The 25,169-nt window shown below is 62.9% G+C and carries 22 protein-coding genes; 13 read left to right on the top strand and 9 right to left on the bottom strand.

The annotated features are described in order from the left end of the window. The first annotated feature begins 23 nt into the window (after window positions 1–23). Genes D618_RS0114765 through D618_RS0114750 form a run of 4 tightly spaced genes read left to right on the top strand, consistent with a single transcriptional unit; the run spans window position 24 to window position 1,132 of the window. A complete protein-coding gene (locus D618_RS0114765; RefSeq protein WP_017672309.1) occupies window positions 24–278 on the top strand; it encodes a type II toxin-antitoxin system prevent-host-death family antitoxin in 255 nt (84 codons plus the stop codon). After that, entirely contained in the window at window positions 265–555 is a 291-nt protein-coding gene (locus D618_RS0114760; protein ID WP_017672308.1) for a type II toxin-antitoxin system RelE/ParE family toxin, read from the top strand. The genes D618_RS0114765 and D618_RS0114760 overlap by 14 nt, the downstream gene beginning before the upstream one ends. A 6-nt stretch (window positions 556–561) precedes the next feature. Beyond that, window positions 562–849, top strand: a complete 288-nt coding sequence (locus D618_RS0114755) for a type II toxin-antitoxin system ParD family antitoxin (protein WP_238550690.1) — start codon at window positions 562–564, stop codon at window positions 847–849. Continuing rightward, window positions 812–1,132 (top strand): type II toxin-antitoxin system RelE/ParE family toxin, encoded by a 321-nt coding sequence (locus tag D618_RS0114750; RefSeq protein ID WP_081590540.1) that lies wholly within the window; start codon window positions 812–814, stop codon window positions 1,130–1,132. The genes D618_RS0114755 and D618_RS0114750 overlap by 38 nt, the downstream gene beginning before the upstream one ends. Window positions 1,133–1,228: 96 nt before the next feature. Here D618_RS0114750 and sdhA read toward each other — a convergent pair whose 3' ends face one another. The 3 genes from sdhA to sdhC are packed head-to-tail and all read right to left on the bottom strand — an operon-like array spanning window position 1,229 to window position 3,866. Further along, complete coding sequence (gene sdhA / locus D618_RS0114745; protein ID WP_017672305.1) at window positions 1,229–3,031, bottom strand: succinate dehydrogenase flavoprotein subunit; 1,803 nt, start codon at window positions 3,029–3,031, stop codon at window positions 1,229–1,231. Continuing rightward, entirely contained in the window at window positions 3,031–3,420 is a 390-nt protein-coding gene (gene sdhD, locus D618_RS0114740) for a succinate dehydrogenase, hydrophobic membrane anchor protein (protein ID WP_026091719.1), read from the bottom strand. The genes sdhA and sdhD overlap by 1 nt, the downstream gene beginning before the upstream one ends. A gap of 56 nt (window positions 3,421–3,476) precedes the next feature. Then, window positions 3,477–3,866, bottom strand: coding sequence for a succinate dehydrogenase, cytochrome b556 subunit (sdhC, locus tag D618_RS0114735; protein WP_017672303.1), 390 nt, complete (start codon window positions 3,864–3,866; stop codon window positions 3,477–3,479). Between the two features lie 227 nt (window positions 3,867–4,093). Between sdhC and D618_RS0114730 the strand changes: the two genes are divergently transcribed. From D618_RS0114730 to D618_RS0114715, 4 genes are all read left to right on the top strand, one after another. Further along, window positions 4,094–5,497, top strand: coding sequence for a methyl-accepting chemotaxis protein (locus tag D618_RS0114730; RefSeq protein ID WP_017672302.1), 1,404 nt, complete (start codon window positions 4,094–4,096; stop codon window positions 5,495–5,497). 72 nt (window positions 5,498–5,569) lie between these two features. Then, window positions 5,570–6,328, top strand: coding sequence for an SDR family oxidoreductase (locus D618_RS0114725; protein ID WP_238550689.1), 759 nt, complete (start codon window positions 5,570–5,572; stop codon window positions 6,326–6,328). A gap of 103 nt (window positions 6,329–6,431) precedes the next feature. Next, window positions 6,432–7,370 (top strand): 50S ribosomal protein L11 methyltransferase, encoded by a 939-nt coding sequence (locus D618_RS18590; RefSeq protein ID WP_017672300.1) that lies wholly within the window; start codon window positions 6,432–6,434, stop codon window positions 7,368–7,370. A gap of 7 nt (window positions 7,371–7,377) precedes the next feature. Next, entirely contained in the window at window positions 7,378–8,088 is a 711-nt protein-coding gene (locus tag D618_RS0114715; RefSeq protein ID WP_017672299.1) for a TIGR02117 family protein, read from the top strand. On the opposite strand, the gene D618_RS0114710 is transcribed toward D618_RS0114715, so the two are convergent. The 4 genes from D618_RS0114710 to recN form a co-directional block, all read right to left on the bottom strand. Then, the gene (locus D618_RS0114710; protein WP_017672298.1) at window positions 8,027–9,259 is read right to left on the bottom strand and encodes a DUF6596 domain-containing protein; all 1,233 of its coding nucleotides are present in this window, start codon (window positions 9,257–9,259) and stop codon (window positions 8,027–8,029) included. The two genes, D618_RS0114715 and D618_RS0114710, sit on opposite strands and share 62 nt — an antisense overlap. Then, the gene (locus D618_RS0114705; protein ID WP_017672297.1) at window positions 9,256–9,624 is read right to left on the bottom strand and encodes a YciI family protein; all 369 of its coding nucleotides are present in this window, start codon (window positions 9,622–9,624) and stop codon (window positions 9,256–9,258) included. The genes D618_RS0114710 and D618_RS0114705 overlap by 4 nt, the downstream gene beginning before the upstream one ends. Window positions 9,625–9,827: 203 nt before the next feature. Continuing rightward, on the bottom strand, window positions 9,828–11,951 hold the full coding sequence (gene ligA, locus D618_RS0114700) for an NAD-dependent DNA ligase LigA (RefSeq protein WP_017672296.1): 2,124 nt from the start codon (window positions 11,949–11,951) through the stop codon (window positions 9,828–9,830). Continuing rightward, window positions 11,951–13,612 carry a DNA repair protein RecN gene (gene recN, locus D618_RS0114695; protein WP_017672295.1) on the bottom strand — a complete coding sequence of 554 codons (1,662 nt, stop codon included), beginning with the start codon at window positions 13,610–13,612 and terminating at the stop codon, window positions 11,951–11,953. Before recN ends, ligA begins: the two co-directional genes overlap by 1 nt. A 216-nt stretch (window positions 13,613–13,828) precedes the next feature. On the opposite strand from recN, the gene D618_RS0114690 reads away from it, so the two are divergent. Continuing rightward, on the top strand, window positions 13,829–14,842 hold the full coding sequence (locus D618_RS0114690; RefSeq protein ID WP_017672294.1) for a VacJ family lipoprotein: 1,014 nt from the start codon (window positions 13,829–13,831) through the stop codon (window positions 14,840–14,842). A 254-nt stretch (window positions 14,843–15,096) separates the two neighbouring features. On the opposite strand, the gene D618_RS0114685 is transcribed toward D618_RS0114690, so the two are convergent. Further along, on the bottom strand, window positions 15,097–16,620 hold the full coding sequence (locus tag D618_RS0114685; protein ID WP_017672293.1) for a fumarate hydratase: 1,524 nt from the start codon (window positions 16,618–16,620) through the stop codon (window positions 15,097–15,099). A gap of 710 nt (window positions 16,621–17,330) precedes the next feature. Between D618_RS0114685 and D618_RS0114680 the strand changes: the two genes are divergently transcribed. The 3 genes from D618_RS0114680 to fdhD all read left to right on the top strand — a co-directional run bounded on the left by D618_RS0114680 (window position 17,331) and on the right by fdhD (window position 21,366). Continuing rightward, window positions 17,331–19,190: a ribonucleoside-diphosphate reductase subunit alpha gene (locus D618_RS0114680; RefSeq protein ID WP_238550696.1), complete on the top strand. Its 1,860-nt coding sequence runs from the start codon at window positions 17,331–17,333 to the stop codon at window positions 19,188–19,190. Between the two features lie 155 nt (window positions 19,191–19,345). After that, on the top strand, window positions 19,346–20,398 hold the full coding sequence (locus D618_RS0114675; RefSeq protein ID WP_017672291.1) for a ribonucleotide-diphosphate reductase subunit beta: 1,053 nt from the start codon (window positions 19,346–19,348) through the stop codon (window positions 20,396–20,398). A gap of 179 nt (window positions 20,399–20,577) precedes the next feature. Further along, complete coding sequence (gene fdhD / locus D618_RS0114670; protein ID WP_017672290.1) at window positions 20,578–21,366, top strand: formate dehydrogenase accessory sulfurtransferase FdhD; 789 nt, start codon at window positions 20,578–20,580, stop codon at window positions 21,364–21,366. 11 nt (window positions 21,367–21,377) lie between these two features. Here fdhD and D618_RS0114665 read toward each other — a convergent pair whose 3' ends face one another. Then, window positions 21,378–21,890 carry an Lrp/AsnC family transcriptional regulator gene (locus D618_RS0114665; RefSeq protein ID WP_017672289.1) on the bottom strand — a complete coding sequence of 171 codons (513 nt, stop codon included), beginning with the start codon at window positions 21,888–21,890 and terminating at the stop codon, window positions 21,378–21,380. 331 nt (window positions 21,891–22,221) lie between these two features. Here D618_RS0114665 and D618_RS0114660 point away from each other — a divergent pair, with 331 nt between their 5' ends. Continuing rightward, window positions 22,222–25,071 carry a TonB-dependent receptor gene (locus D618_RS0114660; protein ID WP_017672288.1) on the top strand — a complete coding sequence of 950 codons (2,850 nt, stop codon included), beginning with the start codon at window positions 22,222–22,224 and terminating at the stop codon, window positions 25,069–25,071. Window positions 25,072–25,169: the final 98 nt, after the last annotated feature.

Raw genomic sequence — 25,169 nt, 5'->3', positions numbered from 1 at the left:
GTTAAACGACCTATTATTGGGTCATGATCCACGATATTTTGGCTGACCGCAGCATCAGCATCAGTGATTTGAAGAAGAACCCCAGCGCAGCGATCGAGGCGGCCAATGGCTTTCCGCTTGCCGTGCTTAACCGCAATACGCCCGCCGCCTATCTGGTCCCCGCCAAGGCCTGGGCCGCATTGATGGAGCGGCTGGAAGACATGGAGCTGGCCGAGATCGTCCGCCAGCGGCTGAGCGAGGATCAAGAACGCATCAAGGTGCGCATTGAAGATCTATGAGCTTGAGTTTCTGGGCGCTGCCTCGCGCGAATGGGCCAAACTCGCGCCGACAATAAAGAGCCAGTTCAAGAAGAAGCTGGCCGAGCGCCTGGGCAATCCGCACGTACCTTCAGCGCGTCTGCATGGGATGCCCCACTGCTACAAGATCAAGCTGCGCAAGGCTGGCTATCGTCTGGTGTATCAGGTGGAAGACGAGCGCATCACAATTGTCGTGATCGCTGTGGGGCGGCGGGACCGCAATCTGGTCTATGAGGCTGCGAGCAAAAGATTACCGTAGCGCGTTTTGAACTGGATTGGCGTTGCTACCAGGATTTGGTACAAAACCCGCATGAGCAGGAACACGTCAATCGTGCTGGGCGCGCCGTTTCAGGAATTTGCCAGGAGCAAGGTGGAATCCGGTGAGTTCGGTTCGACCAGCGAGGTCGTACGTGAAGCCATGCGGCGGTTCATGGCGGAGGACCTGAAGCTTCAGGCGCTCCGGGCTGCGATCCAGGAGGGCATCGATAGCGGGCCTGCTGAACCTTTCGATTGGGATGAGTTCATGGATCGGCATTTTGGCGATGTCGCATAAGGTTCTTTTGCGTCCCGCTGCCGGACGCGACCTTGATGCGATAGCTGTCTATACCAAGAAGCAATGGGGAGCACGGCAGGCGCGACTTTATGTCGCTGCGCTTCGTGCCGATATTGAGACGCTCGCGGATTTTCCAATGCGGCACGAGCTGCTTCACATCGATGGCTCGCATTTTCGCAAGCTATCAAGCGGTCACCATTTGGTCTTCTATGTCGTCGAAGCTTACACAGTGTCCGTTGTCCGCATCCTGCACGAACGCATGAACATCAACCGCCATCTCTAGACCTGGGCGTCCAATGCACATCGGGGCGGGATCATGCCTCATCAGCATCATCCCGCCCCGAATGTGAACCCATCGCCCGAAGGCAAATCTATCCGATCAATACACCCGCTTCTTGGGCTTGATGTAGTCGATCTCGTCGCTCAGCGTGTATTCGTGCACCGGGCGGAAATCGAGGGTGACCTTGCCGCCCTTGCCGCCCCAGCCTTCGAACCAGCTGACGGTGTGCTTCATGAAGTTGGCATCGTCGCGCTCGGGATAATCCTCGTGCATGTGCGCGCCGCGGCTTTCCTTGCGGCTGTGCGCGCTTTCGATGGTGCACACGGCCTGGCTGAGCAGGTTGTCGAGTTCGAGCGTCTCGATGAGGTCGGTGTTCCAGATCAGCGAGCGATCCGAGACATGGACATCCTCCATCCGCTTGTTGACGTTCTGCATCAGTGCAGTGCCTTCGGACAGCAGCTGCGTGTCGCGGAACACGGCTGCATGCTTCTGCATCGTCTTCTGCATCTCCATGCGGATCTGCGCGGTGGGCGAACCGCCCTTGGCGTTGCGGAAGTGGTCGAGACGCGCCAGCGACATGTCCGCCGAGTCCTTCGGCAGTGCCTTGTGCGCGCTGCCCGGCTTGATCGTGTCGCGAAGGTGATGGCCGGTCGCACGGCCGAACACCACGAGGTCGATCAGCGAGTTCGAGCCCAGGCGGTTGGCACCGTGCACCGACACGCAGGCAGCTTCGCCTACGGCATAGAGGCCGGGGACCACGGTATCGGGATCGCCATCCTTGATGGTGACGACCTGGCCGTGATAATTGCAGGGAATGCCGCCCATGTTGTAGTGCACCGTCGGCACCACCGGCAGCGGCTGGCGGGTCAGGTCGACATTGGCAAAGATCTTGCCGGTCTCGGTGATCCCGGGCAGACGCTCGGCCAGCACCTTCTCGTCGATATGGTCAAGGTGCAGGTAGATATGGTCGTTTTCCTTGCCGACGCCGCGACCTTCGCGGATTTCAGCCGCCATCGAGCGGCTGACGACGTCGCGGCTGGCCAGATCCTTGGCGGACGGCGCATAGCGCTCCATGAAGCGCTCGCCTTCGGAGTTGGTGAGGTAACCGCCCTCGCCGCGCGCGCCCTCGGTGATGAGCACGCCTGCGCCGTAGATGCCGGTCGGGTGAAACTGAACGAACTCCATGTCCTGCAGCGGCAGGCCGGCGCGCAGCACCATCGCGCCGCCATCACCGGTGCAGGTGTGCGCCGAGGTGGCGGAGAAATAGCAGCGACCCGAACCGCCGGTGGCCAGCACCACGGCATGGCTGCGGAAACGGTGGATCGACCCATCTTCCATGCACAAGGCGATCACGCCCCGGCACACGCCGTCTTCCATGATCAGGTCGATGGCGAAATATTCGATGAAGAAGTCCGAATCGTACTTCAGCGACTGCTGGTACAACGCGTGCAGCATGGCGTGACCGGTGCGGTCGGCAGCGGCACAGGTGCGCTGCACCGGCGGGCCTTCGCCCATGTTCTGCATGTGGCCGCCGAACGGACGCTGGTAGATGGTGCCATTGTCGTTGCGGCTGAACGGCACGCCTGCGTGCTCCAGCTCGTAAACGGCGGCAGGTGCTTCGCGCACCATGTATTCGATCGCGTCCTGGTCGCCCAGCCAGTCCGATCCCTTGACGGTATCGTACATGTGCCACGACCAGTGATCGGGCGAATTATTGCCCAGGCTTGCCGCGATGCCGCCCTGCGCTGCCACCGTGTGGCTGCGGGTGGGGAACACCTTGGTGATGCAAGCAGTTTTCAGCCCCGCTTCTGCGCTGCCCATGGTGGCGCGCAGACCCGATCCGCCTGCCCCGACGACAACCGTGTCGTATACGTGGTCGATGATCTTGTAGGCTTCAGACATCAGCTTGCGGCTCCGGCAAAGGCAATGCGTGCGACAGAAAAGATGCCGAGGGCGGCCCCGGCGATGGCATAGAAATTGAGCAGCAGGATCACGCCGAACTTCATTCCGTGATCATGCACATAGTCTTCGGCCAGCACCTGCAGCCCCAGGCGCAGGTGATAGAAGACAGTGATCAGCAGAAGGATCATCGCGGTGGCCGACAAGGGCGACGAAAGCCATGCGGTCACCGTCGCATGATCGAGGGCCGGCAAGCTGATCAGGGATGCGATGAACCACAGCATCAAGATGAGATTGCTGACGGCGGTGACCCGCGCCATCACCCAGTGATGCGTCCCGGTTTTCGCCGATCCCAGCCCGCGAACCTTGCCAATTCTCGTGCCACTACCCATGGTCGTCTCCCCGCGCAGGCGAATACGCCCTGCGCTTACGTAAATAGGTCAAAACGTCAGACGAAAAAGATGATCGCCCACAAAATTGCGGTCAGCAGCACGCCCAGCACCGGCAGCAAGGCCGCCCAGCGGTTGTTGCGATCGACCTCATAGCCCGCGCCGATATCCAGCACGAAGTGCCGAAGGCCGGAGAGCATGTGCTGGAAGAATGCCCAGGACAGGCCGATCATCAGCAGATAGCCGATCGGACTCGTCGCTAGACCGACAAACCAGGCGTAGTTTTCCGGGCCGCTGGCGAGCGCCATCAGCCAGCCAACGAGCAGAATGCCGCCCAGTATGGCCATGCCATCGCCGGTTGCGCGATGCAGGATGGAGACGAGCATCGCCGGCCCCCAGCGCCAGATGGAAAGGTGCGGCGACAGCGGCCTGCCCGATGGTTTTGCCATGGTATCCCCCGGTAATGCGGTCATGTTGACAGTCGAAATTGCGTCCGGCGCCTGTTTAGCCGATTGCCGTCGTGATGCAATTGTTGATTATGCTCGCGCGCTTGCGCGGCGGGCGTTGTCGCCGGGGCTGCAGATCGTCGCACGCAGGCCGTCGCGGCGATAACGCCGCGTTAACCATGTGCGCATATGCCGATGGCTCGACTACCCCAGGTTCCCACGAGGTCAGCATGGCAGAGCAGAGCAACGATCCCAATGGCACGGCCGCTTTCAAGGCGCTCTACCAGTCCGTGGCGCACGAGCTGTCGATCGCCAGACGGCTGGCGGCTTTCGACGCCGCCGGTGATCTTCCCCGGCATGCGCACCAGGCCATGGAATTGCTGAGGGACGAGGAGGATGCCATCGCCGAGGTCTTCTGGGACCATTATGCGACCGTTGCCGATCTGGCCAGCAAGACCAAGGACGTTGCCAGCTTCAGGCAACGCCACATTGAGGCGAGCCGCAGATACACCAGGGAAAAGCTGAGCAATCTGGCCGGTCAGGGCTGGGTGGAAATGGCCTTTGCGCATGCCCTGCAGGCCCGCAAGCTCGGCATTCCGATGTGGCAGCTCCTGGCTGCGCAAGCCCACACGCATGATTTTGCCATCCGCAAGATGGCCGAGAAGCTCAAGGACAATTCCGACCAATACCATACACTGGCTCGCGCCACGGCGCAGGTGATGGTGATCGAGGCGGAGATCATGTCGTTTGCAATCAATACCATCACTCAGAAAGAGGCGCTGGAGATCCGCATCGCCCAGACGGCCAGCTTCAAGCAAACGGTGGAAGGCGATCTGCAACAGGCATCGCATCTGGGCACCGGCCTGCAATGCCAGGTCGTTGCCGCCTCAGAGGCTGCCCGGCAGATGCTGGGCCGATCATCAGAGGTTGCAGCCGCTGCTGAACAGTCGGCCATCGCCATGCGCGAGGCAGCGCAAACTGCCGCAGGCCTGATCCGCGCGATCGAGGATGCGCGCAGCGAGGTCGAGGTTGCCACCGATATTGCCGAACGCGCCTCGCGCGAGGCAGGCCATGCCGTGGACAGCACGCAAACCCTCTCGACCCATGCCGAGTCGATCGAATCCATTCTCAGCCTGATCCGCGATATCGCGGGACAGACCAATCTGCTCGCGCTCAATGCCACGATCGAGGCCGCCCGTGCCGGCGATGCCGGCCGCGGCTTTGCGGTGGTGGCACAGGAGGTGAAGAGCCTGGCCAACCAGACCGCCCGCGCCACCGATGACATCGCACACAAGATCACCGCGATCCAGCAGGCGACGCGCGATACCGTGGCATCCAACGATTCGGTGCGCGCCACCGTCAGCGAGGTGCAGGTCAGCGCCGACCGCATCCGCGAGGCGATGGAGATCCAGGCGCAGACCGTCACCATCATCACCGCTGCGGTTGATGAGACCGCGCTGGCTGCCGATTCGATGTCGAACACCATCGGCACGATCCGCATGGACACCGAAGGCCTTGCCAGCGAGATGGACAAGGTCGGGGCCGGCTTCAGCCGGATGCAGGACCATCTGGCCGAGCTTCGCAACCGGTCGGAACGCTTCGCCGACGAAACCGGCCTCGCCAGGAGCGCCTGACGCGCGACCAATCGCAGATCGTGCATTGCCCGGCAGTGGACCCGGCAGTGGACCGCGCCGTGCGCGCACGATATGGTCCTGGCCATGATCAGCGTCGAACAGAACATTCTCGTCACCGGCTCCAGCCGTGGCATCGGTCGCGCCATCGCCGACGTGCTCCATGAAGCAGGCCACCGCGTTGTCGGCCACGCCAGCCGCGATTTCCCCGATGACAGCCCCGACAGCCCCGAATGGGATCTTGTCGGCGCAGATTTCAGCGATTTTCGCGGGCCTGGCAGCCTGTGGAACGAAGCACTCGACCTGCTCGACGGCCGGATCGATGTGCTGATCAATAATGCAGGCATTTTCGTGCCCAACCCCATCGAGCGCGGCGATGCCGAATGGCTGGCCGGATGGGACGAGACGATGACGATCAACCTCACCGCCAGCGCGCAGCTTTGCAGGCTCGCGGTGCAGCATTTCATCGACACCGGCAACGAAGGGCGGATCGTCAACATCGCCAGTCGTGCCGCCTATCGCGGCGACAGCCCCGCGCACTGGCATTATGCCGCGTCGAAGGGCGGCATGGTTGCGATGACCAAGTCGATCGCCCGCGCCTACGCCGCGCAGGGCATCTATGCCTTCGCCATCTGCCCCGGCTTCACCATGACCGGCATGGCGGACGACTATCTCTCCAGCCGCGGCGGAGACAAATTGCTCGCCGATATCCCGCTCGGCCGCGTCGCCATGCCCGACGAGGTCGCCACCATGGCCGCCTTCTGCGCCATCGACGCGCCGCCATCGATGACCGGCGCGGTGCTTGACGTGAATGGCGCGAGTTACGTGCGATAGCAGGGGCCATCGGCAGCCTGGCCATGGCAAGGTTGGCATTTTCCGCCCTTTTCCACTACACGATGCGGTGACGGCTGACGCTCAGCCATTAGGAAGAACAACGTTGGACAACTGGAAAGTCACCATCCCCTGCACGCTGGCAGAAGCGCAGGCAGTTACCGAAGCCGATGATCTGGACGATACGGCCTTTGGCAGCCCCAGCCTGGTGGCGAGCGAGGTCGACGCTTATGCCGATCCGCAAGAGCCAGGCAGCTGGGCCCTTCACGGCTATTTCACGCAGAAGCCCGAAGCGCGCTGGATCCGGCGGCTGCGCGACCTGGTGCCCAGCGCCGATGGCATGAAGCTGAAGCCCGAGCGGCTGCCCGATGCCGACTGGGTGACGATGAGCCAGTCCGGGCTCGAGCCGATCCGCGCGGGACGTTTCTGTGTCCACACGCCCGAAATGCCCGCCTCGACCGAGGCCGGCGTCCGCAACTTCTGCATCCCGGCCAGCCTCGCCTTCGGTACCGGTCATCACAACACGACGCGCGGGTGCCTGATGATGCTCGATTCGATGAAGCGGCGCGGGCACATGGTGCGCAGCCATATCGATATTGGCACCGGCACCGGCTTGCTCGCCTTTGCCGCGATGCACCTGTGGCCGCGTGCCTATGCAACCGCCAGCGATATCGACCCGGTGTGCGGGCCCGCCGTGGCCGACAATGCCGCAGGCAATGACGTGGAACTGGGCCAGCGCCAGGGCACATTGGCGATGTTCATCGCCGAGGGTCTGGACGACGCCGATCTGCAGCGCCGCGCGCCTTATGATCTGGTGATTGCCAATATCCTGGCAGGGCCGTTGATCGATCTGGCGCTCGATGTCGCAGCCGTGACGCTGCCGCAGGGTCAGGCCGTGCTGTCCGGCCTGCTCGGCACACAGGCAGACGCGGTCGCGCGCGCCTATCGTGCCCAGGGGTTCCGTCTCGCCGAACGGCTGGACCTGGGCGACTGGACGGTGCTGCGCCTGCGCAAGCGCGGGACACGATGGTCGAAAGCGGGATAAGCGCCTGATGCGGCTGGCCCGCATCGTTCTGGGCTGGCTGTTTCTGCTTGCAGGGCTGGCCTTTGCCGCGGGGGAAGCGGGCGGACTTGCTGGCACCAACCCCGGCTGGCGCGAACCCGATGACGGCATCACGATCTATGTCGAAACCAACGGCTTTCACACCGGCTTCATCCTGCCCGCGCAGGCCGAGGGCATCGACTGGCACGCGCTGTTTCCGCCCACCGACGTCAGCGACCCGCGCCATCACGCCACCAGAGCCACCGATCATGTCGCGATCAGCTGGGGCGAGCGCGATTTCTATCTCGGCACGCCGCGCTGGCAGGATCTTGACCCTTTGACGATGGCGCGCGCGGCGATCGGCAGCGATGCGACGCTGATCCACGTCTACCACATGACCAGACCCGCCGAGGGACGCTACGCCCGGCGGTTGGTGATCAGCCACGCCGCCTATCGTACGCTGGCCACGCGGCTGATGCAAAGCGTCGCCGTGCCCGACACAGGCCCGCTGACCCCGATCCCCGGCTATGGCGGCGATGACGTGTTCTATGCCGGGCGCGGTCGCTATTCGCTGGTCAACAGCTGCAATGTGTGGACCGGCGACCATCTGCGCGCCATCGGGGTGCGCATCGGCGCGTGGACCCCGGCGGAGCATCATGTCATGCGCTGGTTTCCTGAAGGGCCGCCTCAAGATACAGCCGCTCGGCGCGCGGCGGATTGAGCGACAGCGCGGCGCAATAACTCGCCTGCGCTCCAACTAAATCGCCGGTCGCCGCCAGCAGGTGCGCGCGCGCGGCGTGCCATGGCCGATAGGTCGTGAGCGCCGCCGCATCGAGCACGTCAAGCGCAGCCAGCGCGGCATCTGCTCCGGCCACCCGCCCAAGCGCGATCGCGCGATTGATCGCCACGACGGCCCCGGGCCGCATCGCCAGCAGCACATCATAGAGCCTCAGGATCGCGTCCCAGTCGGTCCAGCCTTCGGCGCGGCGGCGGGCGTGCGTGAGATGGATCGCCGCCATGACCTGGTAGGGACCGCTGCAACCCAAATTGGCCGCGCGCTGCATCAAGCGTGTTGCCGAGGCGATCAAGGCGCCATTCCAGTGCGTGGCGTCCTGCTCGCTCAGCGGCACCATGCACCCGGTTGCATCGACCCGGGCAGCGCGGCGCGATTCGGCCAGTTGCACCAACGCCGCCAGGCCCAGAACTTCAGGATCGTCGGGCAAGAGCTCTGCCAGCATCATGGCCAGCCGCAGTACCTCCGGCCCCAGATCGGCGGTCGGTTCGCTGGCAGCGGCGTCCTGGTAGGCCAGCGCATAGCCGATCTCGAGCGTTGCCAGCACGGCTGACAGCCGTTCGCCCCACAGATGGGGCGGCGGAGTTTCGAACGGGACGCGCGCCTCGCGGATCTTGGCCCTGGCGCGGGTCAGCCGCTGGTACATCGCGGGCACTGCCATCAGGAAGGCAGCCGCGATCCGCTCGGTCGGCACGCCGCAGACAATCCGCAGTGTCAGCGCGGCGCGGGTATCCGGCGCGATCGCGGGGTGGCAGCAGATGAAGATCAGCCGCAGCCGCTCGTCATGGATTTGCTCGTCGAAAAGCGACGTGACAGCCATGTCCTGCGCATCCATCCCAGGCGCGCCCTGCTCGACGATCCGCGCCAGTCGCCCGTCTCGCCGCAGCCGGTCGATGACCCGCCGCCGCGCTGCGACATGCAGCCAGCCCGCCATGTTGCCGGGCAATGGCGCGTGCGCAAACTGGCGCAGCGCCAATTCGGCAGCATCGGCAAAGCCGTCTTCGGCCAGGTCTAGGTCGCGGAATCGGGCTGCGAGCGCGGCGACCACGGCGGGCCGTGCAGCAATGATGGCTGCGCCCGGCCCGCCTTCGGCGCTCATGCGTCGGCGTCGTCCATCGGCCAGACCGGACGCACCTCGACCGCGCCCTTGCCGGGAATGGCGATGCGTTTGGCCCACGACAGCGCCTCGTCGAGATCGGCGACGTCGATGATGTAGAAGCCGCCCAGCTCCTCATGGCTTTCAGAAAACGCCCCGTCGTGCACCTGGTGTGTGCCATGGTCCCAGCGGATAGTGGTGGCGGTCGCGGCAGGCTTCAGCCGCTCGCCCGAAAAGCGCACCCCGGCGGCCACCAGAGCCTCGGCCAGCGCCATATGCTTGGCGAGCGTGTCGGCCAGTATCGCCTCGCCGTTGGGGCCGGCATAGACGCTTTCGTCCTCATGGATCGTCAGCATGTACTGCATCATCGTGTCTCCTCGGGTCGAACGCCGCACCAACCGGGCGTTCCATCCCCATGACGAACGGGCAGAGGCGGATTCGACACGCCTAGTCTTTTTCGTTACCCTGAACTTGTTTCAGGGTCCATGTTCCGATGCTCGAGAACCTAGCCTGGACGCACCATGGATGCTGAAGCAAGTTCAGCAAGACGGATTGAGACCCGATCATGGCATCATGCAGAAGCCATGATTTCCGCCCATTCGGCCTCATCGACCACGCGCACACCCAATTCCGCCGCCTTCTTGAGCTTCGATCCCGCACCGGGGCCTGCGACCAGCAGATCGGTCTTGGCGGAGATCGATCCTGCGGCCTTTGCGCCCAGCCGTTCGGCCTGCGCCTTCGCCTCATCGCGGCTCATCGTCTCGAGCTTGCCGGTGAACACGATGGTCTTGCCGCTCCACTCGGTCTCGCGCGCGGTGGAGACGAAGGGGGCGGGGCGGACTTCGGCGATCAGGTCATCGAACAGTTCGGCATTGTGCGGCTCGTGGAAGAAATCGCCCAGCGCCTCGGCGACCGCAGGGCCGATGCCGTCGATGCTGGTGACCTCGGCCACGGCCTCGACCTCACCTGATGCCAGCCGGTGACCGATAGCTCCCACCGCCTCGGCGCTGCCGAACGCCTTGACCAGATCCTTCGCGGTCACCGATCCGACATGGCGTATACCGAGCGCGAACAGGAAGCGCCCCGGGTCTGCCCCGCGCCGCGCCTCGATGCTGGCGAGCAGGTTGTCGACCGACTTTTCCTGCCAGCCTTCGCGCGCGAGGATCGCACTGCGGTGCTTCTTCAGCCGGAAGATGTCGCCGGGTCGGTCGATCAGCCCGGCGTCGAGAAACTCGGCGATCGTGCGTTCGCCCAGGCCATCGATATCGAGCGCGGCGCGGCTGACGAAGTGACGCAGCCTCTCGAGCTTCTGCGCGGCGCAGATCAGCCCGCCGGTGCAGCGCACATCGACCTCGCCCTCTTCGGCGACCGCCTCGCTGGCGCAGACCGGGCAATGATCGGGGAAGGCATAGGGCTCGCGAACTTCGTCGCGTGTCAGGTTCTCGACCACCTGCGGGATGACATCGCCCGCGCGCTGGACGACGACGCGGTCGCCGGGGCGCACGCCCAGCCGCGCGATCTCGTCGCGGTTGTGCAGCGTGACGTTCGAGACGACGACGCCGCCGACGGTTACCGGGGTCAACCGCCCGACCGGGGTCAGCTTGCCGGTGCGCCCGACCTGGATATCGATCGCCTGCAAGGTCGTCTCGGCGCGCTCGGCGGGGAACTTGTGCGCCAGCGCCCAGCGCGGCGCCTTGGCGACAAAGCCCAGCCGCGCCTGCCAGTCGAGCCGGTCGACCTTGTAGACCACACCGTCGATATCATAAGGCAGATCGGCGCGGATGCGTTCGATCTCGCGGTAATGTGCGAGCAGGTCGTCGAGGCTTTCGATACGCCGGAGCAACGGCGAGATGGGCACCCCCATCGCGGCAATCACCTGCATCACCACGTGTTGCGTTTCGCCCGGAACCTCGCTCGCGACGCCCCAGCCGTGCGCGAGGAAGCGCAAGGGCCGCGCGGCGGTGACCTTGGCATCCTTCTGGCGCAGCGACCCGGCGGCGGCATTGCGCGGATTGGCGAACAGCTTTTCGCCACGCTCGGCCTGCGCAGCGTTGAGTGCGGTAAAGTCGGCCTTCGACATGTAGACCTCGCCGCGGATTTCGAAGACCTTCGGCATGCCGATCCCCTGCGACGGCAGGGGTCCATCTCCTGCGGTTGGAGATGGGCCCCTGCCGTCGCAGGGGACCAAGGCCTCCGGTATATCCGCAATCATCCGCACATTGGCGGTGACATCCTCGCCCACCTCGCCATCGCCGCGCGTCGCCGCGCGCACCAGCACACCCTCTTCATAGCGCAGCGAAAGCGACAGCCCGTCGATCTTGTCCTCGGCGGTCAGCGCGAGCACCTCGCCCTCGGGCAGCGCCAGATACCGCCGCACCCTCCCGACGAATTCCGCAATGTCCTCGTCCGAAAAACCGTTGTCGAGGCTCATCATCCGTTGCTCGTGCCGGACCTTCGTCAGCGGCGAGGCCTCGACGCCAGCCCCCACCATCCGGCTGGGGCTGTCGGCGCGGATCAGGTGCGGGAAGGCCGCCTCGAGCTCATTGTTCCGCCGCACCAAGGCATCATAATCCGCATCGGAAATCTCCGGCGAATCCTCGGCATGATAGCGCCGGTTATGATGCGCGATCTTCTTCGCGAGCCGCTGCAGCTCGATCGCGGCTTCGGCTTCGGTGAGCATCGTGACGTCTTTCATTATACCCGCTCCAGCAACCGATCGGCCTGTGCGCGGGCCTCGGGCGTGATTTCCGCGCCCGAGAGCATGCGGGCGATTTCTTCCTTGCGGTCGGCGTCATCGAGCAGGCGGACGCCGGTGCGCGCGACGGTGCCGTCGCTGGTCTTGGCGATCAGCAGATGGTGCGCGCCGCGTGCTGCCACCTGGGGGGAGTGGGTGACGACCAGCAATTGCGTGGTGCGCGCCAGCCGCGCCAGCCGCTCGCCGATGGCAGAGGCGACCGCACCGCCGACGCCCCGGTCGATCTCGTCGAAGATCATCGTCTCCGCACCGCCCTGTTCAGCCAGCGCGACCTTCAAGGCGAGGATGAAGCGCGAGAGTTCGCCACCCGAGGCGATCTTCATCAACGGCGCGAAATCGCTGCCGGGATTGGTCGAGATGAGGAATTCGACATGGTCCATGCCCGATGCGCCCCAGCGCGACTCATCGAGCGGGTCGACCAAAGTGCGGAAGCGCGCGGCATCGAGCTTGAGCGGGATCAGTTCGCTCTGCACTGCGCTATCCAGCGCCTTGCCTGCCGTCGCGCGCGCCGCGCTCAGTGCCTCAGCAGCGGAAACGTACGCGGCTTTTGCAGCGTGGCGGGCCTTGTCGAGCGCGGTCAGGTTCGCCCCGCCCGATTCAAGCGCGGCCCAGTCCGCCTGCATTTGCGCGAGCAGATCGGGCAGCGCGTCGCCCGCCACGTTATGCTTGCGGGCGAGCGCGCGCAGATCGAACAGGCGGCGTTCCATCTCGTCGAGCCGCACCGAATCATAGGTCAGCGCCTCGGCCGCCGCGCGGAGCTTGGCCTCGGCATCGTCGGCCTCGATCACCGAGCGGTCGAGCGCCTCCAGCGCCTCGTTGAGCAAAGGATGCTCCTCGGCGATCCGGTCGAGCTTGCGCGCCGCGCCGCGTAGCTGGGCGAGCGCGCTCTTCGATCCTTCGAAGGTCGCGAACAGATCGGCAAGGTCGCCCGACAGCCGCTCGCCTTTCTGCATCGCGGCGCGTTCACCCGCGAGTTCGGCCTCTTCGCCCGGCTGCGGCATGAAGGCGGCAAGTTCGGCGAGATTGTGCTCGAGCAGATCCCGGTCGCGCAACGCGGTGTCGATCGCGGCATTGGCATCGGCAAAAGCGCGCTCAGCCGCCTGCCAGCTGCGCCATGCCGCCGCCACGCCTGCGACATCGCAACGGGCAAAGGCATCGAGCAGATCGCGGTGGCCCTTGGGGTTGATCAGCCCGCGATCGTCGTGCTGGCCGTGGATTTCCACCAGCTGCACGCCCAGATCGCGCAGCAGCCCGGCCGATACCGGCTGGTCGTTGACGAACGCGCGGCTGCCGCCATCGGCGCGCACCTGCCGCCGGATCAGCAGCGGTTCGCCCGGCTCCTGCGCAATGTCGTTATCGCTGAGGATTGCGGCGACGCGCTCATGGCCGGTGATATCGAACCCGGCGATCACCAGCGCGCGTTCCGCCCCCTGGCGCACCAATCCGCTATCAGCACGCGCGCCCATCGCCAGGCCCAGCGCATCGAGCAGGATCGACTTGCCCGCGCCCGTCTCGCCAGTCAGCACGCCCAGCCCGGCATGGAAATCCAGGTCGAGCGCCTCGATCAGCACGAGATCACGAATGGCGAGCGACAGCAGCATGGGCACCGCTTTAGAACATACAGGGGACATGTGGGAACAGGCTTTTTGGCCTTTGCGCCACCTTGTTCGCGAAGCGCCGCCATACGATTTCACGCGCTTGTCATTGACTTGTCATGAAGGTGCAAATAGCGCCATGGTGGTGGGGCCAGACATGCGTAAGGATAACGACGCACCGATGATCGGTTTCCCCTCCTCATTCCCATCAAAGGCGGCATCATGAGCCTGACAGCGCTGCCGCTGGCGCTCTTTCTGTCTGCGATGCAGGTCGGCGCAGACACTGCACCGATCGGGCAGCCCGCGACCGAGCAGTCGGCTCCGACCAGCGCGGTCGAAGCGCCTGCAGCGTCTCCGTTGCCGCCATGCCCTGCCGGCGAGCCGTTGCCATCGATCCCCCTGGGCACTGCGCCCGTCGCTTCCTCGGACGTCGCCACGCCTTTGGCGCAGGATGGCGCCATTGTGGTCACCGCGCGCCCCGATTCCGAGCCGGGTGATCCGATGCTGCAGCTTAACGCAGAATCGTTCGAGATGGTGCAGGATGTCGACGAGGCGCTCGTCGGGCCGGTGGCGATGGCGTACAAGGATGCTGTTCCCAAGCCGATCCGCCATGGTCTGCGCAATTTCCTGCGCAACCTGACCGAACCGATTGTCGCGCTGAACTTCCTGCTGCAATTGAAGCCCGGCAAGGCGGCTGAAACGGTGGGGCGCTTTGCGATCAACACCACCATCGGCATCGGCGGGTTGTTCGATATCGCCCGGCGGGATCCGTTCAAGCTGCCCTACAGGCGCAACGGCTTTGCCAACACGCTTGGCTATTACGGCGTGAAGCCGGGCGCTTACCTGTTCCTGCCGCTGGTCGGCCCGACCACGGTACGCGATCTGGTGGGCGGCACGGTCGATGGGCTGCTGCTGCCGACAGTGGCGGGCGCACCGTTCAACGATCCGTATTTCACGCTGCCTGCTGCGACATTGAGCGCGCTGCAGGGCCGCATCCAGATCGACGAGCAGTTGAACGCACTGCGGACCTACAGCAACGACCCCTATGTCGACGCGCGCGACTTCTATCTGAAGCGGCGTCAGGCGGAAATCGATGCCCTGCGCGGCCGCGCGCCCTATCTCGATAGCGAACTGCCGTTCGTCATTCCGGGTAGCGGTGGTGCAGTCGTTGTGCCGGTGACGCCGATCGTGCCGCTGACGCCGGGCGTGAATTGCGCGCCGCTGGCCGGGTTCTGAAGGCCGGGCTGCGGCGGGCATTCACAACGCCCGCTCAGCCTGAGCCTGGCGAAGGCCCCGCACCAAAACCATATCCGTCACCCTGAACGTGTTTCAGGGCCCATTTCTCCCCACGCAGCTTCGGCTCATCGGGCACAATGGGTCCTGAAACGAGTTCAGGATGACGATGGAGTTTATGGCCAACGTCTTCGCGAGGCCTTCGACAGGCTCAGGCTGAGCGGGGGTGGGCGCAAATCGGCTTACCCCCTCTGCGTTCACGCCCCCTGCAACAGCCCTTCCTTGGCAATCCGTTCCTTCCAAACCAAAGGTGCGAGCTGGTGGACGTTGTTGCCTTCGCTGTCGACCGCGACGGTCACCGGGAAGTCGCTGACCTCGAACTCGTAGATCGCTTCCATCCCCAGATCGTGGAAGCCCACGACCTCCGAGCCCTTGATTGCGCGGGCGACCAGATACGCCGCACCGCCGACCGCCATCAGGTACGCGCTCTTGTGGTCGCGGATCGCTTCGACCGCTGCAGGTCCGCGTTCGGCCTTGCCGACCATTGCGAGCAGGCCTTGCTCCAGCATCATCCGGGTGAACTTGTCCATCCGCGTTGCGGTGGTGGGGCCGGCGGGGCCGACGATTTCCTCGCCCACCGGATCGACCGGGCCGACATAATAGATCACGCGGCCACGGAACTCGACCGGGAGCTGCTCGCCCTTGGCCAGCATGTCCTGGATGCGCTTGTGCGCAGCATCACGCCCGGTCAGCATCTTGCCATTCAAGAGCAGCCGGTCGCCCTGCTTCCAGCTCTGCACCACCTCTGGCGTGAGATTATCGAGATCGACGCGGATCGCGGCCTTGTCGGGCGTCCAGTTGACGTCGGGCCATTCGGCAAGCTTGGGCGCTTCGAGATAGGCCGGGCCCGAGCCATCGAGGCTGAAATGCGCGTGGCGCGTGGCGGCGCAATTGGGGATCATCGCCACCGGCTTGCCCGCAGCATGGCAGGGCGCATCCATGATCTTGACGTCGAGGATGGTCGACAGGCCGCCCAGCCCCTGCGCGCCGATGCCCAAGGCGTTGACCTTGTCGAAGATCTCGATCCGCATCGCCTCGAGGTCGCTCCTGGCCCCGCGCGCCTTCAGCGGGCCCATGTCGATCGGGTCCATCAGCGCCTTCTTGGCGAGCAGCACCGCATGTTCCGCCGTGCCGCCGATGCCGATGCCGAGCATGCCCGGCGGGCACCAGCCTGCACCCATCTGGGGGATCATCTCGAGCACCCAGTCGACGATGTTGTCGGACGGGTTCATCATCTTGAACTTGGACTTGTTCTCGCTGCCGCCGCCCTTGGCCGCGACATCGACATGGACATGATGGCCGGGCACCATCTCGACGTGCAGCACGCACGGGGTGTTGTCCTTGGTGTTGCGGCGGGTGAAGGCGGGGTCGGCCAGCACCGACGCGCGCAGCTTGTTCTCGGGGTGAAGATACGCGCGGCGCACGCCTTCATCGACGATCTCCTGCAGCGACTTGGCCGTGTCGTCTATCCGGCAATCCATGCCCCATTTGACGAACACGTTGACGATGCCGGTGTCCTGGCAGATCGGGCGGTGGCCTTCCGCGCACATCCGGCTGTTGGTGAGAATCTGCGCGATCGCGTCCTTGGCGGCGGGCGACTGCTCGGCCTCATAGGCCTCGCCCAGCGCGCGGATGTAATCCATCGGGTGATAATAGCTGATGAACTGCAGCGCGTCGGCAACGCTCTCGATCAGATCGGCGGCTTTGATGGTCACGGTCATGGCATTTCCCCCCGGGTACGCAACGCGTGTGCAGCGCTGGCGGATGAAGTGCGACCGTCTGTATTGCTCTGGCCACGCTATCGCAAGGTGGGGCACAAGGGAATGTGGTTCGGCCTGGCCATGACCACGATGCCGACGCCTGTCCACAGCCCCCAAATTGCCGTGCACAAGTCTGTGGAGAGGAAATTGTGGGCAAGGGCGATTTGCCCTCTTGCGATTTTTCGGGGCGGCTTTTCACCGCGCGTCGCGCCGTGTGAACGGTATACCATGTGCGACGAATGGAATCCCACGCGCGACGAATGGTGATGTAAATTAACCATTTACCCTCTTGCGTCGGAATCAGGATCCGCCACTATAGGTAGTGGGGTACGCGGCTGGGGCATACCAAGAACAGTGGGTACAAGACAGCGCGGGGGCAGACAGTGGCCTTCGCGTCAAGGGTTTTTGACCCTGTTTCGACCTTCTGTTGGGGATAAGTTTTCCCCCGCGAAGCCCGACAAGATGCTATACGGGACGCTTGCGCCCCGACTCGAACAATTGCGGAACAAAACTCCGCACGCAACGATCAATCTGGGGGCGTCATGGATTTCAGAGATACCAAGGGTAGCGCAATCGATATGGGTGAAGCAGATGTACTGGACGCAGCCGAAAAGGCAGGCACGGGTGTGGCGATGGGCGCCTCCAGCGCCGATGAATTGGCACTGATCGCGATGGCAGCAACTCAGGCCGCCGCCGCCCTGCCCGCCGACGTGCGCGACAGCAAGACCGTCGAGGCGCGCCGCTTTACCATCGTCACCGACAACAGCCGCGATGCGCTGCTCACCGATTTCGGCAAGGAAACGCTGGAGGACCGCTATCTCCTCCCCGGTGAAAACTACCAGGACCTGTTTGCGCGCGTCGCCGATGCCTATGCCGACGATCAGGAACACGCCCAGCGGCTGTACGACTATATCTCGAAGCTGTGGTTCATGCCCGCAACCCCGGTGCTGTCGAACGGCGGCACGGGTCGCGGCCTGCCGATCAGCTGCTATCTCAACAGCGTCGACGACAGCCTCGAAGGCATCGTCAACACCTGGAACGAGAACGTCTGGCTGGCCTCGCGCGGCGGCGGCATCGGCACCTATTGGGGCAATGTGCGCGGCATCGGCGAGCCTGTCGGCCTCAACGGCAAGACCTCGGGAATCATTCCGTTCGTCCGCGTGATGGATTCGCTGACTCTCGCGATTTCTCAAGGGTCGCTGCGGCGTGGCTCGGCGGCCTGCTATCTTGACGTGTCACATCCCGAGATCGAGGAGTTCCTCGAGATCCGCAAGGCCAGCGGCGACTTCAACCGCAAGGCGCTCAACCTGCACCACGGCGTGCTGCTGACCGACGAGTTCATGGAAGCGGTGCGCGACGGCGCGGACTTCGACCTCAAGAGCCCCAAGGATGGCAGCGTCCGCAGCACGGTCAACGCCCGCGCGCTGTTCCAGAAGCTGGTGGAAACGCGCCTCGCCACCGGCGAGCCTTACATCGTGTTCAACGATACCGTGAACCGGATGATGCCCAAGCATCACCGCGAACTGGGCCTCAAGGTTTCGACATCCAACCTGTGCAGTGAAATCACGCTGCCCACGGGACGCGATCACCTGGGCAACGACCGCACCGCCGTGTGCTGCCTGTCGTCGCTCAACATCGAAACCTGGGACCAGTGGCACGACGACAAGCTCTTCATCGAAGACATCATGCGCTTCCTCGACAATGTGCTGCAGGACTATATCGACCGCGCCCCGCCCGAAATGGCGCGTGCCCGCTATAGCGCGATGCGCGAACGCTCGGTCGGCATGGGCGTGATGGGCTTCCACTCGTTCCTGCAGGCGCGTGGCCTGGGCTTTGAATCGGCGCTCGCCAAGTCGTGGAACATGAAGATCTTCAAGCACATCGCGGCCAAGGCCTCCGAAGCCTCGATGATGCTCGCCAAGGAACGCGGCCCCTGCCCCGACGCTGCCGATCAGGGCGTGATGGAGCGCTTCAGCTGCAAGATGGCGATCGCGCCGACCGCGTCGATCAGCATCATCTGCGGCGGCACCTCGGCGTGCATCGAGCCGATCCCGGCGAACATCTATACCCACAAGACGCTCTCGGGCAGCTTCGTGGTCAAGAACCCCTATCTGGAAAAGCTGCTGCGCGAAAAGTCGAAGGATTCGACCAATGTGTGGAACACGATTCTCGAGAAGGGCGGCTCCGTCCAGCATCTCGACTTCCTGAGCCAGGACGAGAAGGACACCTTCAAGACCAGCTTCGAGATCGATCAGCGCTGGCTGCTCGAACTGGCAGCCGATCGCACGCCGTACATCGATCAGGCGCAGTCGCTGAACCTGTTCATCCCGGCGGACGTCGACAAATGGGATCTGCTGATGCTGCACTTCCGCGCATGGGAGCTGGGTATCAAGTCGCTCTATTACCTGCGGTCGAAGAGCGTGCAGCGCGCAGGCTTTGCTGGCGGCGTCGAGGCCGACAACACCATCGAAGCGCCCAAGTTCGAACTGGGCGAGACGACGGATTACGACGAATGCCTGGCTTGCCAGTAACGCAGCTTCCGCCCCGTTTCCCGGACATGATCCAGGGCTCGGGGCGGTCAGGCACCGCATCCGTCAGCGATGCCGCCCGTATCTTCGTCGAACAGAATTGAACCCATCAAAATCCATCCCTCTTCCATTTTGAGAGGGATTCACGGAGCAACCTTATGTCCCTTCTCGAAGCCCGCAATCAGTACAAGCCCTTCGAATATCCCTGGGCCTATGATTTCTGGAAGCGCCAGCAGCAGATCCACTGGATGCCCGAGGAAGTGCCTCTGGGCGAGGATTGCCGCGACTGGGCGCAGAAGCTGACCGAGCATGAGCGCACCTTGCTCACGCAGATCTTCCGCTTCTTCACCCAGGCCGATGTCGAGGTGCAGAACTGCTATCACGACAAGTACGGCCGCGTGTTCAAGCCGACCGAGGTCAAGATGATGCTGACCGCGTTTTCGAACATGGAAACCGTGCACATCGCCGCCTACAGCCACCTGCTCGACACCATCGGCATGCCCGAAAGCGAGTACGGCATGTTCCTCGAATATGAGGAAATGAAGGCCAAGCACGATTATCTGGCCGAGTTTGGCGTCGACAATGACGAGGATATCGCCCGCACGCTCGCGATGTTCGGCGGCTTCACCGAAGGCCTGCAGCTGTTCGCATCGTTCGCGATGCTGATGAACTTCCCGCGCTTCAACAAGATGAAGGGCATGGGGCAGATCGTCAGCTGGTCGGTGCGCGACGAAAGCCTGCACTGCGAAGGCATCACCAAGCTGTTCCACGCGTTCTGCGCCGAACGCGGCTGCCTGACCAAGGCCGTCAAGGAAGACATCATCGACTGCTGCCAGAAGACGGTGCGGCTGGAAGATGCGTTCATCGATCTGGCATTCCAGGACGGCCCCGTCCACGGCATGACCGCCAAGGAGATCAAGCGCTATATCCGCTACATCGCCGACTGGCGTCTGGGCCAGCTGGGCTTCGCCCCGGTCTATATGATCGAGGACCACCCGCTGCCTTGGCTCGCGCCGCTGCTCAACGGTGTCGAACACGCCAACTTCTTCGAAACCCGCGCCACCGAATATTCCAAGGGTGCGACGCGCGGCAACTGGAACGACGTGTGGAGCGCGTTCGACAAGCGCCAGAAGAAGGGCGCGGCGAACGAAGCTGCCATCATCGATGACGGCGAAGACATGTTCAAGCAGGCGGGAATCGCTGCGGAGTAACCACAGACGGCAGCTCGGGACGCGTTGAAACCATGGATCGCAAAGGCGCCGACGGCGTTGTGTCCATCAACCGTCCCGAGTATCGCCCACCCACTCTGAAAACATCACGAGGCCGATCGTCCGCAATTTCTTGCTCGATATCGATCAGACAGCCGCGCTAGCCCAGGCTGAATTTGCGCGTGGCTGATGGCGCACGCCCCTTTGCCCTGCGCGAGCATTTTTCCGATGGGTCGCCATCCCGCGATATCAAGCGCGCGCTCGTCGAGGAAGCGCCGGTAGCCATCGAGATCAATGGCCTTGGCTATGCCGTGATGATGGCCACCCCGACCGATCTGGAAGACTATGCGCTGGGCTTCTGCCTGTCCGAACAGCTCGTTACCACAGCAGGCGAGATGGCATCGGTCCAAGCTGCGCCGGTCGAGGCCAGGGGATGGGTGCTGCGCATCCAGTTGAACGTGGCCAACGCTGCACCGCTGATCGAGCGGGTGCGATTGCGACTGGCAGAGGGCAGCTGCGGGCTGTGCGGCATCGAGAGCCTGGAACAGGTGATGCGCCCGCTCGCTCCGGTCCGCTCCACTTTGGACGTCAAGCCCGAGGCGATATTCCGGGCGGTGGGAACCCTGGGCGACCGGCAGGTGCTGGGCAAAGTGACGCGCGCCGCGCATGCAGCCGCCTTGTGCCAAGCGGATGGCACCATCGTCCTGGTGCGCGAGGATGTCGGGCGGCACAACGCGCTGGACAAGCTGCTGGGCGCTGCCGCTCGCGAAAGAATTCCCATCGCAGATCATTTCATCCTGCTGACCGCACGCTGCAGCTTCGAGCTGGTCCAAAAGGCGGTGATCGCAGGCGTGCCGTTGCTGGCAACCATTTCTGCTGCATCGACGCTGGCGGTCGAGCAGGCTGCGGCACATGGCTTGCGGCTGGTCAGCCTCGCCCGCCATGACAGCTTTCTCGGCATCGCGACCTGACGCCGGCGGCTTCAGCTGCGAGTCGACACCTGCCTCTTGCCGCGTTCAAAGATGATGGGGACGGTCGTTCGCCGCGCCACTTCTCGCAACACGAAACTACTGCGGATCTTGGCTACATTGGGCAGGTTGGAGAGTTCTTTACGATAGATTTCATCATACTCATCCAGCGAACTGACGTGGATCATTATTATGAAATCGGTGTCTCCTGATATAAAACCGCAGTATGATATGGACGGGCACCTGATAACCTCTTGCTCAAACTCATCCAATATGTGCTCCGCTTGAGACCTTAACTCAACCATGACAATCACGACACCAGAAAAACCGAGTGCCTGCAGCGACAGATTGGCGTTATAGCCGGATATTATTCCAGCTTCTTCCATGATCCTGCGTCGCCGGGCGACCGCCGTGCTGGAAAGATTGATCGATTCCCCCAGCGCGACATCCGATATGCGACCATCTGCCGACAGCGCCTCAAGGATTCGAAAATCGATTCTATCCAGCTCCGGAATGGTGGATTTCATCACGTTTCTCGATATTTGATGAGAATATTCACGCAAACCCCCCAAAATTTCGGCAATTTTCGCAGATTATTCTGCGCATTTTCTGTTAGCCTGCAAGGGCAAAGGGGTTCAATCCCCTGCCATATTGGCAAGAACCTGCACCTCCGCTGCATCCGGAGGGTAATATTGTTACATGACGATGGCCTACACGCAATGATTTAGGCGATATAAAAATATACAGGGCAAATAAAATAACAAACTAGGGGAAGATGACGAAAGGCCCAAATAACCATATAATGGGGGTTTATCCATGGGGTCTTTTACAACATTCAATTCGCGACGTTTACTTGTCGTGAGAACGCTGCTGCTTGGCGCGGCCGCTTTGCCGATCGTATCGGTCTCGACTGCAGCGATGGCGCAGACGACCAGCGAACAGGCGACCGAACAGGACGCAGACAGCAGCGCCACGAAGGTGATCACCGTCACCGGATCGCGCATCGCCCGCGATGGCTATGATGCCCCCACCCCCGTCAACGTCGTCACCGAGGCCGAACTCGACGCCGAACCCCAGGCGAACATCGGTGATTATGTTAGCACGCTGCCCGCCGTGCAGGGCAGCCAGTCATCCTCCACCAACTCGGGCTCGCTGTCGAACGGACAGGCCGGGATTGCGACGATCAACCTGCGCAATCTGGGCGCCAATCGTACGCTGATCCTGATCGACGGCCAGCGCTCGGTCGCCTCGGCAACCGTCGGCTTTGTCGATGTGCAAACAGTGCCACAGGGCCTGATCAAGGGCGTCGAGGTCGTGACCGGCGGTGCTTCCTCCGCTTATGGTTCGGACGCAGTGGCCGGCGTGGTCAACTTCATCCTCGACAAGGACTTTACCGGTCTCAAGGCCGAATATGAACATGGCGTCACCACCTATGGCGATGTACCCAACCACCTGCTGCGTCTGACAGGTGGCACGCAATTTGCCGGTGGCCGTGGCAAGCTGTTGCTCGCAGGCGATTATTTCACGCAGAAGGGCGTGGATACCTATGACCGCAAATGGCAGGACAGCGGCTTTTTCCAGATCGACAATCCCGCCTATGTCGTGGGCAACGGCCAACCCGAGCGCCTGATCGCCAGCGGCATCGGCACCTATCAGTTCACGCCGGGCGGCATCGTCAATTCCGGCCCGTTGCGCGGCACCTATTTCGGGTCGATCAACCCCACCACCGGCCAGGCCAGCCTCAACCAGTTCACCTACGGGCCCAACCGCGGCCAGTGGATGCAGGGCGGCGATTACCTGATCAGCCGCGAAGGCCATTTCAGTTCGAACTCGCTGGCCCCCGATGAAAAGCGCATCAACGCCTTCGGTCGAGCCAGTTTTGAGATTTCGCCTGCGTTCGAAGTGTACGCGCAGGGTTCCTATTCGCGTTACGAGGGCCAGAGCTTCTACCAAAAGACGCCTTCGACCGGCGTAACCATCATGCGCGACAATGCCTATCTGCCGGATGCCTTCCGTGCGTTGATGGTTGCCAACAACCTCACGAGTGTATCGATCGGGACCGGCAACTTCGGCATCCCGGCACAAGGCAGCGACAACACGCGCGATGTCTATCGTTATGTCGTCGGTGCAAACGGCGATTTCGATACTGGCGGCATTGCTTGGAATTATGATGCCTATTACCAGCTTGGCATTGCCAAGACCCATGAGGTATTGACCAATACCTGGCTCAACTCACGACTGGCGCTCGCACAGGATGCAGTATTTAATGGAAGCGGCCAGATCGTTTGCCGGTCTACGCTGACCAATCCATCCAATGGCTGCGTTCCGATCAACCGCATCGGGCTGGCTACGCCCAGCGCTGCTGCGCTCAACTACATTTTCAATGACGGTGTTCAGCCATCGCGGCGACAGCGACTGCAGCAAGATGTGGCAGCGATCACGTTCCAGACAACCAGCCTGTTCGAAAACTGGGCAGGTCCGGTCAGCCTGGCATTCGGTGCGGAATATCGCCGCGAGGAAGTCAGCGGTTCTCTAGACCCTGACGTACCCAACAATCAGGGGTTCCTTTATGGAAACTACCGCGTCACCACCGGCGATTTCGACGTCAAGGAAGCGTTCATCGAGACGGTTTTTCCGGTCTATGACGGTGTTGATCTGAACGGTGCCGTCCGCGTCACCGACTATTCGACATCGGGCACAGTGGTCACCTGGAAGCTGGGCGGCACGTTCCAGGTCATCGATGATCTCAAGTTCCGTGTCACCCGCTCACGGGACATCCGTGCCCCGAACCTGAACGATCTTTTTGCTCCCGGTACTGCGCGTACCAATACCGTGAACGTTGCGCTCCCAGGTGGCGGCCAGCGGGCTGACCAGTTTCTGGAGCAAACGACTGGCAACCTGAGCCTGAACCCTGAAGTTGCGCGCACCTGGGGTGTGGGTGCAGTGTTCACGCCGACCTTCCTGCCTGGCTTTGCCGCGTCCATTGACTATTTCGATATTTCGCTCTCCGATGCTATCGCCAATATCACAGCCCAGACCACTGCGAACCTGTGCTTCGAGCAAAACGTTCAGGAACAATGTGCGCAGATTGCGTTCGCCAGCCCGAACGACATTAGCACGATCACACTGGTGCCGTTCAACTTCGCATCAATCAAAACCCGCGGAATCGATTTCGAGGCGAGCTATCGCAGGCCGGTGGGTCCCGGCAATCTGACGCTGCGGGCGGTTGTGTCGCACTATATCGACAACATCACCGACAATGGCATCAACGCACCGGTTGATCTGGCCGGTCAGAACGGTGGTGGCGGCGATGCGACGCCATCGTGGAACTACCGCCTGTCAGCCAATTACGATGCCGAAAGCTGGTCTCTGAACGTCGTTGGCCGGGGCTTCTCCGGTGGGGTGTACAGCAACAACTTCATCGAATGCCAGACCACCTGCCCGCTTTCGACCCCCGACTTCCGCACAATCAACGAGAACGACATCGCTGGGCAATGGTATCTGGACATGTCACTGACCAAACGCTTCGAAATCGCGACCAAAAAGGCCGAAGTGTTCCTGTACGTCCGCAACGTGCTGAACACCGATCCGGTTCTGGTCGGCAACGGCCCCACCGGTAACAACACGCCTGCATATCCCCAGACCAACCGCAACCTTTACGATGTGCTGGGCCGCGTTTTCCGCTTGGGCGTCCGCCTGACAATCTGATCGCAGACACGGTGGGGCAAGGTTTCACGCATGTTCCGTGCCCCATCGTGACCAGGGCCTGCACCGCCACATTCAAACCGACTGACATCAGGAACCGC

It is taken from the genome of Blastomonas sp. AAP53 (assembly GCF_000331245.1).
In the GTDB taxonomy this organism is placed as follows: Bacteria; Pseudomonadota; Alphaproteobacteria; order Sphingomonadales; family Sphingomonadaceae; genus Blastomonas.
Note: the sequence above shows the minus strand (reverse complement) of the source record. Positions and strands in the feature narration are given on the sequence as shown.

What these genes read in the sequence shown, in the direction of transcription:
- D618_RS0114730 (WP_017672302.1), top strand. Translation starts at nt 4,094, where the DNA reads ATGGCAGAGCAGAGCAACGATCCCAATGGCACGGCCGCTTTCAAGGCG.
- recN (WP_017672295.1), bottom strand. Translation starts at nt 13,612, where the DNA reads ATGCTGCTGTCGCTCGCCATTCGTGATCTCGTGCTGATCGAGGCGCTC.
- D618_RS0114725 (WP_238550689.1), top strand. Translation starts at nt 5,570, where the DNA reads ATGGTCCTGGCCATGATCAGCGTCGAACAGAACATTCTCGTCACCGGC.
- D618_RS0114765 (WP_017672309.1), top strand. Translation starts at nt 24, where the DNA reads ATGATCCACGATATTTTGGCTGACCGCAGCATCAGCATCAGTGATTTG.
- D618_RS0114690 (WP_017672294.1), top strand. Translation starts at nt 13,829, where the DNA reads ATGAGCCTGACAGCGCTGCCGCTGGCGCTCTTTCTGTCTGCGATGCAG.
- D618_RS0114685 (WP_017672293.1), bottom strand. Translation starts at nt 16,620, where the DNA reads ATGACCGTGACCATCAAAGCCGCCGATCTGATCGAGAGCGTTGCCGAC.
- sdhC (WP_017672303.1), bottom strand. Translation starts at nt 3,866, where the DNA reads ATGGCAAAACCATCGGGCAGGCCGCTGTCGCCGCACCTTTCCATCTGG.
- D618_RS0114750 (WP_081590540.1), top strand. Translation starts at nt 812, where the DNA reads ATGAGTTCATGGATCGGCATTTTGGCGATGTCGCATAAGGTTCTTTTG.
- D618_RS0114705 (WP_017672297.1), bottom strand. Translation starts at nt 9,624, where the DNA reads ATGATGCAGTACATGCTGACGATCCATGAGGACGAAAGCGTCTATGCC.
- sdhD (WP_026091719.1), bottom strand. Translation starts at nt 3,420, where the DNA reads ATGGGTAGTGGCACGAGAATTGGCAAGGTTCGCGGGCTGGGATCGGCG.
- D618_RS0114710 (WP_017672298.1), bottom strand. Translation starts at nt 9,259, where the DNA reads ATGAGCGCCGAAGGCGGGCCGGGCGCAGCCATCATTGCTGCACGGCCC.
- ligA (WP_017672296.1), bottom strand. Translation starts at nt 11,951, where the DNA reads ATGAAAGACGTCACGATGCTCACCGAAGCCGAAGCCGCGATCGAGCTG.
- D618_RS0114675 (WP_017672291.1), top strand. Translation starts at nt 19,346, where the DNA reads ATGTCCCTTCTCGAAGCCCGCAATCAGTACAAGCCCTTCGAATATCCC.
- D618_RS0114680 (WP_238550696.1), top strand. Translation starts at nt 17,331, where the DNA reads ATGGCAGCAACTCAGGCCGCCGCCGCCCTGCCCGCCGACGTGCGCGAC.
- D618_RS0114715 (WP_017672299.1), top strand. Translation starts at nt 7,378, where the DNA reads ATGCGGCTGGCCCGCATCGTTCTGGGCTGGCTGTTTCTGCTTGCAGGG.
- sdhA (WP_017672305.1), bottom strand. Translation starts at nt 3,031, where the DNA reads ATGTCTGAAGCCTACAAGATCATCGACCACGTATACGACACGGTTGTC.
- D618_RS0114665 (WP_017672289.1), bottom strand. Translation starts at nt 21,890, where the DNA reads ATGAAATCCACCATTCCGGAGCTGGATAGAATCGATTTTCGAATCCTT.